The sequence below is a fragment of the Haemophilus sp. Marseille-P9675 genome (assembly GCF_916862695.1).
GTDB lineage: Bacteria > Pseudomonadota > Gammaproteobacteria > Enterobacterales > Pasteurellaceae > Haemophilus > Haemophilus haemolyticus_K.
The window spans coordinates 1-10,406 of record NZ_CAKASP010000010.1 but is presented as its reverse complement, the minus strand read 5'-3'; the positions used below and the strand labels follow the sequence as shown (position 1 = coordinate 10,406).

General features: G+C 36.9%; 5 protein-coding genes and 3 pseudogenes. All 8 read left to right on the top strand.

Annotated elements, in window-relative coordinates:
* Positions 1-1,391 (top strand): VENN motif pre-toxin domain-containing protein (locus tag LIX50_RS09360; RefSeq protein ID WP_226385945.1); only part of this gene is annotated, 1,391 nt, incomplete at its 5' end.
* A gap of 16 nt (positions 1,392-1,407) precedes the next feature.
* A complete protein-coding gene (locus LIX50_RS09355; RefSeq protein ID WP_048954317.1) occupies positions 1,408-2,352 on the top strand; it encodes an Imm49 family immunity protein in 945 nt (314 codons plus the stop codon).
* A 91-nt stretch (positions 2,353-2,443) separates the two neighbouring features.
* Positions 2,444-4,888, top strand: a pseudogene (locus LIX50_RS09350) (polymorphic toxin-type HINT domain-containing protein); the annotation flags it as partial.
* Between the two features lies 1 nt (position 4,889).
* Positions 4,890-5,420 (top strand): ankyrin repeat domain-containing protein, encoded by a 531-nt coding sequence (locus tag LIX50_RS09345; RefSeq protein WP_048953242.1) that lies wholly within the window; start codon positions 4,890-4,892, stop codon positions 5,418-5,420.
* A 157-nt stretch (positions 5,421-5,577) separates the two neighbouring features.
* A pseudogene (locus LIX50_RS09340) lies at positions 5,578-7,695 on the top strand (hemagglutinin repeat-containing protein); the annotation flags it as partial.
* Positions 7,692-8,042 (top strand): hypothetical protein, encoded by a 351-nt coding sequence (locus LIX50_RS09335; RefSeq protein ID WP_005634593.1) that lies wholly within the window; start codon positions 7,692-7,694, stop codon positions 8,040-8,042. The pseudogene LIX50_RS09340 and the gene LIX50_RS09335, both read left to right, overlap by 4 nt.
* A gap of 453 nt (positions 8,043-8,495) precedes the next feature.
* Positions 8,496-8,795, top strand: coding sequence for a hypothetical protein (locus LIX50_RS09330; protein WP_005634595.1), 300 nt, complete (start codon positions 8,496-8,498; stop codon positions 8,793-8,795).
* Positions 8,796-8,912: 117 nt separating this feature from the next.
* Positions 8,913-10,406: pseudogene (locus LIX50_RS09325) on the top strand (hemagglutinin repeat-containing protein); the annotation flags it as partial.

Sequence of the window (10,406 nt, the reverse complement as noted above, 5' to 3'; positions counted from 1 at the left end):
CGGCAGCGGAAGTGGTGGCTTCAGGATTATCACCTGCGGTGAATAACCAAATTAAGAAAGCGACAACAGATGCAAAAGGCAATGTGAATACCGCGCTCAATTTGACTGCTCATGCACTTTGGGGCGCAGTAGAGGCTTATGCGGGCAATCGTAATGTTGCTGCGGGTGCGGCAGGTGCAGCAGGTGGTGAGGCGGCGGCTCATTTCCTCGCCTCGACACTTTATGATAAATCACCTGAAAATCTCAGCGAAGAAGAAAAACGTACGGTATCGTCTTTAAGCCAAGTAGCGGCAGGTATTGCTGGTGGTACTTTATCGGACAGTTCTGATGGGGCGATTATTGCGGCTAAGACGGCGAAAGACTCTGTGGAGAATAACAGCATGGCTGATGACGTTCATCCTAGTGATGAGCGTAAGCAAAACATTGAAATGTATGCCAAGGTTTTATTCAATGGAGATAAAGATAAAGCTAAAGAATATCAAGAAGGTCTAGAGCTTGCAGAGGCTAAAGGGCAAATTGATAGTGTTAAAGAAACAGCGGATGCGGTTGTTAATTTAGATGATACCGTAGTGTCTTTATGGGAAGCTATTTCAAATCCAGAGAAAACCTATAATAATGTTGTGGTCTCGTTGAAAGATTGGGATGAGGCTTATGCGCTTGCCCTTCAAGAGAATCCAAAACTCGCGGGAGAAATGCAAGGTTACCGCCAAGGCAAAATGAAAGGTGTTTCAACTGGTGGAGTGGTTCTAAGTGGTGCGGGATTGGCGTTAGTTAAGCCAATGGGAGCACTGAAAAACGGTGTGGTTGATTTTACTAAAAATCAAGTAAATAGAGTAGTTAATCACACTGTTTTGAATCGAGTAATTAACGAAGTGGATAATATCGCTGTATCAACTGATAAAGGATTTATTAATGCCACTAAAGTTTGTGGAGCAAGTTGTGAAATAAAAGCGACTAGTAAAGCAGAGCAAGCTTTAATCGATGATATTGTCAAAAATGGTGATATTAAAGGTGGAAAAACAGAGTCGTTAATTCATGATTTAGCAAAACGCTCAGGTTATGAACCATTACAAGGAGGAAAATATGGCTCAAATAATGGTTTTGATCATGTGTTAGTAGGCAAGGATGGTTCAGTAGTCATTATTGATAGTAAGCAGATTAAAAATAATGGCGCTATTCAAGTGAGTTCTAAAGGGGCTAAAGGTACTAATCAATTGTCTAGTAAATGGATAAATGCAGTTCTGCGTGAATTATCTGAAAATGATCCGACTAAGTTAGCAATAAAAAATGCGGAAAAAAATGGTAAATCAATTAAAACAATTATAGCTGGTGTGGATAAATCAAATGGTAAAGTTGTGTTATTACCAGTTAGAATTCCTAATAAGAATTAGTCGTAAGAGGTTAAATATGGAAAAATATAAAGTGTTTTTAGGTAGTGAGATTGCTAAAACCTATGATGAAGCTAAGAATTTTACTCTAGCTAGAGTTGAGGAATATGTTAAATTCAATTATAAAGAATTGTTTTCAACGTTAGCTCCTATAGATAATTTTACAGGTAATGTTTTTTCTTTAATTGATTATTTAAATGATTTTCATCGTGCATTAGCCTCTAAGCATTTATTAGAAAATGATATTTTAGGATTTAAAGAGAATGCTTCTATTGCAGGTTTCTTAGGTATTCTGTCTGAATATGATTTTCAATGGGCGTACAACGGAATTAATACAAATTTCTTTTTTACGAGTTTGCTTTCAGATAATCAAAAGTTGATTGATTATTTAATTAAACATCGTGATGAAATTGTGGATATTTCAGTACCTTATAAACGAACTGATACCAGACCTTTTTTTAATGCGAACACGTTATTGGCGTTAAGTGGCGATTGGCAATTATTAAAAGAGCGCGCACTCACGTTCTTAAATGATGAGAAAAAAGCCCGTAGTGATTTAAAGCGCATTCCCGATCATGAATTTTATGTGGCATTAGCCGATAAAAATATAAAAGGAATGCAAGAGGCTTTAGATAAATTACTCGAACTTAAGCTTGCTAAACGAGCAGCAAAAGATACTCTTTTACATTTTGATTTTTACTTACAACCACAAGTTTTAATGTATGCCAAAATCGCAGCAATCCACGGTTTTGATTTGGGTATTGATAGCCCTATAGCGCCCAAAGAATTGATTGATATAAATCCATTAGCAGAATATAAAATTCCTTATGATTTTATGAAATCATTTGATTTTGATGCCTCTCATCAAGTTTGGGTAAATTATGTCAAACAAAGAATGGAAGAAGCGAAGCAAAAGAAAGTTGAAAATAAAAAAGGATTTTGGGCTTCGCTGTTTGGTCGATAAGTCAGGAATAAGCATTAAAGTGCGGTTAAAAACATAAGCGATTTTGACCGCACTTTTTGTCTTTTCAATGATACTTATACTAAGTAAACCTTATAGTAAAGATTCCGATAGCCAATCTAGCACAACAAAAAGTGGTATTAATACACAAAATATCATTATTAAAGATGAAGCTGAACAATTAAAACGTACAGGCAAAACGGTGCAAGAAGAAATTGCTGCGATAAAAACCGATATCACTACAGAGAGTGCACCAAGTCAAAGTGGTAAATTAGAGAATCGTTTTAATAAAGATGATGTTCAAAAAGAACTGGATTTCCAACGTGAGGTAACAGAGAAATTTGGACAGAATGTCGTGGAAGCAGGGAGTTTGCTTGCTAATAAATTTGGCGAAGAAGCAAAAGCGAAACGTCATGAAGCTGCAATTGCATTAGAAGAAGCAGAAAAAGCCAAGGCAGAAAACAACAACGAAACTAACCGCGCTTTAGTCAAACAAGCACGAGATAATTTTGAGACAGCGAGTCGCAAAGCTAAAGAATGGGAAACAGGTGGAAGTCAACGTCTTGTCATTGATTCAGCATTAAATGTTATCAGCACCGCTTTAGCCGGCAGACCGGCAGCGGAAGTGGTGGCTTCAGGATTATCACCTGCGGTGAATAATCAAATTAAGAAAGCGACGACAGATGCAAAAGGTAATGTGAATACCGCGCTCAATTTGACAGCTCATGCACTTTGGGGAGCGGTAGAGGCTTATGCGGGTAACCGTAATGTTGCTGCGGGTGCGGCAGGTGCAGCAGGTGGAGAGGCGGCGGCTCATTTCCTTGCCTCGACTCTTTATGATAAATCACCTGAAAAGCTCAGCGAAGAAGAAAAACGTACGGTATCTTCTTTAAGCCAAGTGGCGGCAGGTATTGTTGGTGGTAGTTTATCAGATAGCTCTGATGGAGCGATTATTGCAGCTAAAACGGCAAAAGATGCGGTGGAGAATAACAGCATGGCTGATAACGTTCATCCTAGTGATGAGCGTAAGCAAAACATTGAAATGTATGCCAAGGTTTTATTCAATGGAGATGAGGATAAAGCTAAAGAATATCAAGAAGGTCTAGAGCTTGCAGAAGCTCAGGGTCAAATTGATAGTGTTAAAGAAACAGCGGATTCGGTTGTTAATTTAGATGATACCGTTGTGTCTTTATGGGAAGCAATCTCAAATCCAGAGAAAACCTATAATAATGTTGTGGTCTCGTTGAAAGATTGGGATGAGGCTTATGCGCTTGCCCTTCAAGAGAATCCAAAACTCGCGGGTGAAATGCAAGGTTACCGCCAAGGTAAAATGAAAGGTGTTTCGACTGGTGGAGTGGTTCTAAGTGGTGCGGGATTGGGGATGGCTAAGTCTATTGCCAAATTAAAAAATGGAAAGATTGATGTAGCCCATTCCAGTGTTAATATCGCGAAAATAAACCCCAAAACTTGTTCTTTCCGTGGTGACATGGAAGTAAAAACAGAGCAAGGTTATAAACCGATAGAGTCTATTAAAGTGGGTGATAAGGTTTATGCGAAAAACGAACTGACAGGACAAATGACCTATCAGCGCGTACAAGCGCACTACAACAACCCGTATGATTTTACGGTATATGTAGAAGTGATTGATGAACAAGGCAAACACCAAACCATTGTTTCAAACAAAATTCATCCATTCTTTACACAAGTAAGTCAAGGTGAAATAGTACCGAGTTCTGAGGGGCATCACTACAACGGAGAAATCCAAAATGCTCAGTGGGTAGATGCACAAAATCTGAAAGCCGGCTATAAGTTATTGTCAGAAAATAATCACTGGCAGATGGTGAAAGGTGTTAGCATCAAGGCTGAGAAGTTAAGTGCATATAACCTGACAGTTGAGACTGACCATACTTACTTTATCAAAGGAGCGAATTCTGACCTTGATGGGGTGTGGGTGCATAATGATTGTTGGCATGCTTTACCTGATGGGGCTAAACGAATAAAAGATATTGATGGATATCATGCTTATAAGTTTAAAAATCAGGATGGAAAAGAAATTACTGTGATCAAAAAAGACTTAAATCGTTTTGAAACAGTGAATCACAACGCAGGGACAGATCCTCATTTTAATAGACTATCTCAACGAATTGATGAACAAACAGGACGTTATTTATCGACAGATAAACCTGTAGATCAATTTTATAATCGTTCCTATCTTCGTTCTGATACCATGAAGAAAATCTTTGAACAATACGAGGCTCTACCTAATGGTAATTACCGAGATAAGATTGCTCGTACGATAATCAAAGGACCAATCGATATAGGACATGCTTATGGTTGGGAGCATAGACGATTATCTCTTGCAGCTAAAGAATTAAATTGGAGTCAAAAACAATTTAATGATTATGTAAATGCAAGACCTAATAAATTTAGGTTAGAAAATATGTCTGAAAATCGGAGTCATAGAAATGAGATGCCTGGTAAAGGTGATATCTTAGATATAAAACAAGATATGAGAAATTTTATGAATGGAGGAAAATAAGATGAATCTTTCTAAATTTAATGACTTGGATTTGGAAGAAAAAATTGTAGAGAGTAATTTTAATAATGATATTCAACTATTAAGAAAAATATTTTTAGAAAATAAATTATCAGATATAAAAAAAATTACTAGCTTAGATAAATGGAATTATCTACATAGGATACTTTGCTATTCGGAACCTAAAGTAGAATTAATACAATTCTATATTGATAATGGCGTCGATGTTAATGCTCAAGATATATACGGAATGACTCCTTTGCATTATGCATTACGAAGTAAAAATGCTGAGGCGGCGATAGCGTTGCTCAAAGCAGGAGCAAATCCTAATTTACCGAACCAAGATGGTTTAATCCCTTTGTCTATGATTGGATATATCCCAGAGAGATTGGATGTTTTAGAGCTTATGCTTCAAAAAGGGGCAAATGTGCATTACTTAGTAAATGAGGATGAAACTATTCTTGAAAGTTATAAACCTACAGAGAATGAGCCTCAATTAAAACCAATTTATGAATTAATGAAAAAGTATTCGTAGAATTTAATGTTTGAAAGTGCGGTCAATTTTCAAAGAGTTTTAAAACCTCTCAAAAATTGACCGCACTTTTTGTGTTTTAAATATAGGCTTTGTAGAGTTTTTAAGCAAAATATTGGTGCAATATTATAAGTTTTATTAATAGCTTAAAAAGAGCTAATCCAGAACTCATCCTGAAGGAAAAACAGCCTATAAATCCCAAGTTAATGCTAGCGGTAAGGTGAATATTGTGGCAACGGGTGCAGGAAAGGATTCCAACATTAATATTGAAGGTTCAGACATCTCAGGTAAGCGAGGCACGACATTGATTGCAGATAATCAAGTCAATATCAAAGCCACAGAACAAAACCATCAAGAACGAAGCACTAATAAATCGAGTGGTTTTAATGCGGGGGTAGCCATTAAAGTGAGTAATGGTGCGGCTGTTGGGGCTACTTTAGGCGGTAATTACGGAAAAGGTTAAGGTAATGGTGATGAAACCTCTTATGTTGCTAGTTATGTAGGAGATAGCCAAAGTAAAACAGTGATTCATGCAGGTGGTAATGCCAATATTGTTGGTAGCCAAGTAAAAGGCAAACGAGTAGAACTTAATGCTGAAAACTTGAATATCGAAAGTTTGCAAGATAAATCTAGCTATCATGGCAAACAAATGAATGTAAGTGCTAGTGTGACAGTAGGCTATGGTTTTGCCGCAGGTGGTAGTTTCAATAAATCGAAAATCAATGCCGACCACGCCAGCATCAATGAACAAGCTGGAATTTATGCTGGTGATGAAGGGTATGGCATTGATGTCAACCATACGGATTTAAAAGGCTGTCTCATCACCTCGACACAAAAGGCGAAGGATGAGGGCAAAAACCGGTTTAGCACGGGCACGATAACGCATTCGGATATAGAAAACTATTCAAGCCACAATGCGAAAGGATTTGGCGTTGGAGGAGGCGTTACTATAGGTGGTGGAAATACGCCAAAAGAAATCGGTGGTGTCGAATTGCAAAAGATCGGCAAAAATAACGCTGATGGAAGCGGAAAAGTGGAAACCGGAGGAATCGCCGGCATTGGCTCTCAAGGAAACTGGGGATTAGCGAAAGGATTGATTACCGGACTTTTAGGACAAGTAAGCGATAAAGGTAGTGAACATGGCGTTACAACAAGTTCAATTAACACCAAAAATCTCATTATTAGAGACAAGGAAGCTCAAGAGCAATTAAGCTGGAAATCTATTAATGAAACGATTGAAGCCTTAAATCAGGAAAATCGTCATCAAAAATTAGCTAAAGCGGATATTGAATCGATCAAGTCCGACTTAGAACGTGATTTAAACGTGGCGACAAAATTTGTGAAAAATGTTAATAGTGTGGGTGATGAAATCTATTATCAAATGGAAAAAAATGAAGATTCTGTATTTTCTATTCAAAAGAAAACAGAAAATTGTAATCACATAAGCTGTTTAGATTTTAAATCTGATAATTCACAAGCATTAAAACGTATTATTTATGGTAATGACATCCTTACAGATGAACAAGCACAATTACTCAGTAAAGTTGCAACGGCGGGTATGTTAAATTTAAACAGAGAAGATAAAGTATCAAGTGCGATTTTATATGATAAAGACTTATCGTCGATTGATGAAACGGCTGTCATTTTAAATAGAGGTAGTACCAACTATCTCAATGAGTTTATCTTCACTGTATTTGAGCGTTTTAGGGCAGGGGCAAATTTACCAAGTGTGTTTGGTGCCTCAAATGCCACGAGGGATCACGCTCAAATTACTAAAAAACTGAATGAATATAATGCACATAGAATCTCCCAAGGAAAAGAGCCGATAAGTGCGAATAATGTGGCACATAGTCTAGGTGTTTCAGGGAATAAAAATATGCTGAATTGGTCGGAATATGTAGGAAATCGGTATGACAATACAAAAGTGAATTTCTTGCATTTAGGAGGCTCCTATCCATCAGAGGGAGTAGATAAACAAGCGAAACAATTGTTTGGAGGCGTCAATACTGAATATCATGGAGTTAAGGGAGATGCGGTCTATTCTGGATTAGGAGGACTATTTATTGGAAATAACCCGAATGCTAAACAAGTAGAGGGGTTATCATTTGGTCAGGCGCATTCAGAGGCTAATCAGAATATAAATAACTTGAAGTATATTTATAAAATAGATGATGAGAAAAAAATAGTAGAATGGGAGAAAACAAAAGATGTTTTAAATAAGGTATATCCTAGCAGCAGACTTAGAGAATTTAATAAAGTAAATGAGGTGAATAAATGAAAATTTTTATTTATGTATTAGTGACTCTATCTCTAGGAGGTTGTTTGTTTCTAGATTTAATGCCTTCATACTCATCTTATTGGGATGAGAGTATCTGGGTTAACAAAGATACAAAAAAACCTTTAACTAAAGATACTCATATGGCTTGCTTTAATAAGTCTATTCAAGGACTTGAAATTAAAGATGTTTCAGGATTTCCTGAAGTTGTCGGAGTAAAAGACAGAGAAGAGTCAAATAAAAGATATGCCATGTGTTTAAGAGATAAAGGATTTGTTTTTAATGCTAGTTATGCATATTGTTATAAATTCAAAGATGTTTGTGATGCTTATAATAAATATAGGAAATGAAAACTTTCTAACTGTGGCTAGGTGTAGAAAAATTTACTAAGTGTGTTTGATACCTAGCTCTGGATATTACCAACTCAACAGTATATATAGAAAACAAGAAATATAGAAACTAATATAGAAGTAAATACCTCATCCACCAAAAGTGCTGTCAAAATCTCCCTCGTTTTTAACCGCACTTTTGTAAATTCCCGTTGACTTCCCATCGCCATCCTCCCCACAATATGCGCTTGTTTATTTCGTTTTAACACAAAGAAAGAAAATAGCGTTTAGCCCTCCAAAAAAATAGCGTGCATCTCCTTACGCGTGCTTATATCTAACTAAAAATAAACAAACTGAAGTTATTCATGAAAATAGTAAAAATCTTAATCAAACGAAATTGATGTTTTGGACACGCGTCAGGAGACGCGCGCCATCTTTTGGGGTCAGAGAGTTTGAAAATATGGGAAAAGAAAGATGAAATTTTTAAGTATTGTTATTATTTCTTGTTTTTTATCAGGATGTTGGACAATGTTTACTTATAGGGAAAGTTATACCATAGATAAAATGGCATACTGGGAACACAGAGAAAGTAAAGTTAAAGCATCAGCAGAATTAAAAAATAAATGTTTTGAAAAAATTCACCATATAGATAACAACCAAGATTTATATGCTAAATGCATATATGAAAATGGTTATATATTTAAAACCAACAGTTGGCTTTATTGTTATCATAGACCTAAAGATTGTGCTATATATGATAAATATAAGAAATAAAAACAGTCTAATTGTAACAAGTCTTGAGCAAACTGAAGTTGTTAATAAAAATAGTAAAAACCTGAATCAAACAAAACGGATGTTTTTGGCACGCGTTAGGAAACGCGCACTATCTGGGAAAAATCAGGCATGTTGGGAGGTGGTATTGGCGTAACCTTTGGTTCTCAAAAACAAACCACAGAAAGTGATCAGACTAAGCTTTATGCGAAAGGTAGCCAAGTAGGTAGCTTGAACGGTAATACTACGATGATTGCGGAAAACACTTATACTCAAACTGCGAGTAAGGTGAGTGCAATCAAAGACGGCGATGTGAATATTCTGGCGAAAAAAGTCGATATTAAAGCTGCAGATGACAAATATGAAACCAATACCAAACAAAAATTTGAGCAAAAAGGTTTAACGATTGCTATTAGCTCTCCTGTTATTTCTGCTATTCAAGCAGTACAAGGGGCTATCGAATCCACTAAACAAGTTGGCGATAGTAAACATGACCGAGTGAATACTATGTCGGCAGCTAATGCTGGCTTTGAGGCTTATCGTGCCTACCAATCTGGAAAAAAAGCTGTAACCGATGTCAAAGATTTTATGAATGGTGAAGGGGATGTCGACTCCTTGATCGGTGTACAAATCACTTATGGTCAACAGAAGAGCGAATCTCACTCTCATACTGAAGGAAAAACAGCCTATAAATCCCAAGTTAATGCTGGCGGCAAGGTGAATATTGTGGCAACGGGTGCTGGAAAGAATTCTGACATTAATATTAAAGGTTCGGATATCTCAGGCAAACAAGGCACAACATTGATTGCTGATAACCAAGTCAATATTAAAGCCACAGAACAAAACCATCAAGAACGTAGCACTAATAAATCGAGTGGTTTTAATGCAGGGGTAGCCATTAAAGTGAGTAATGGTGCGGTTGCTGGGGCTACTTTAGGCGGTAATTCCGGAAAAGGTTACGGCAATGGTGATGAAACCACTTATGTTGCAAGCCATGTGGGAGATAGCCAAAGTAAAACAGTGGTTAAAGCAGGCGGAGATGTAACCCTTGTGGGCAGTCAAGTTAAAGGTAAAGGTGTCGAATTAGATGCAGAAAATCTGAAAATTGAAAGCTTGCAAGATAAATCTAGCTATCGCGGTAAGCAAATGAATGCAAGTGCTAGTGTGACAGTAGGCTACGGTTTTGCTGCGGGTGGTAGTTTCAATAAGTCGAAAGTTAATACAGACTATGCGAGTGTAAATGAACAGGCAGGAATTTTTGCAGGTAATGATGGCTATGATATCAATGTAAAAAATAAAGTTTCTTCTATTGGTGGCGCTATCATTTCAAGTGCACCAAAAGAGAAAAATCAAATGACAGCACAAGATTTCGAATATTCAAATATTGAAAATTATTCTAATGCGAAATCATCTGCGATGGGATTGATGGGCGGTTTTTCTGTAGATCGTGATCAAACTTCTGATGAGGATAAAGCTTTAAATAAAATTTATCGTGGTGAGGATAGAAAGGGCGAAACCTTTGAACAGGCGAATCCAAATAAAGCAAATCAATTGCCGGTAAAATTTGGTTTAGGCACAGATGATGTTCATAGTACAGATTTATACGCTGCAGCA

Bases quoted from the DNA above. Each gene is read 5' to 3' on its own strand.
- LIX50_RS09330 (WP_005634595.1), top strand. From the start codon at position 8,496: ATGAAATTTTTAAGTATTGTTATTATTTCTTGTTTTTTATCAGGATGT.
- LIX50_RS09345 (WP_048953242.1), top strand. From the start codon at position 4,890: ATGAATCTTTCTAAATTTAATGACTTGGATTTGGAAGAAAAAATTGTA.
- LIX50_RS09355 (WP_048954317.1), top strand. From the start codon at position 1,408: ATGGAAAAATATAAAGTGTTTTTAGGTAGTGAGATTGCTAAAACCTAT.
- LIX50_RS09335 (WP_005634593.1), top strand. From the start codon at position 7,692: ATGAAAATTTTTATTTATGTATTAGTGACTCTATCTCTAGGAGGTTGT.